The organism is Pseudoalteromonas sp. GW168-MNA-CIBAN-0100 (genome assembly GCF_040309225.1).
GTDB classification, from domain to species: domain Bacteria; phylum Pseudomonadota; class Gammaproteobacteria; order Enterobacterales; family Alteromonadaceae; genus Pseudoalteromonas; species Pseudoalteromonas arctica.
This window is the reverse complement of record NZ_JBEOOL010000221.1, coordinates 1-367: the sequence shown is the minus strand read 5'-3', so window position 1 is coordinate 367 and position 367 is coordinate 1. Positions and strand designations below refer to the sequence as shown.

Here is a 367-nt window from a genome sequence, read left to right as displayed (position 1 = left end):
AAGTCTCACAAAAGGAATAAATAAAGAGAAAGTAAAGCGTATTAAAGCTAAATACTTAGAGGATAAGATTGAAGAAATTATTCTTAGAAGATTTCCAGAGTCACAAACAAAGAGTGGGCTTAAGTGGTCACAAGATGGCAGAGAATATGAAACTGATCTAGTGACGTTTATTGATAGCTTTATGATTATAATAGAGGCCAAATCTCATAAAGTAAATAAAGCTGCACTTCGTGGTGCAACTAAAACAGTTAAACGACAGTTCGATGAGATGATAATCGAGCCAAATATACAGTCAAAGAGATTAAGGGATAAGATCCTATACCTTAAAGATAACCCAGATATTGAAGATAATTTAAGAGAACAATTA

General features: G+C 32.4%; 1 pseudogene. It reads left to right on the top strand.

What is annotated here, in order from left to right:
• Window positions 1–367 (top strand): annotated as a pseudogene (locus AAEY62_RS20830) (hypothetical protein); the annotation flags it as partial.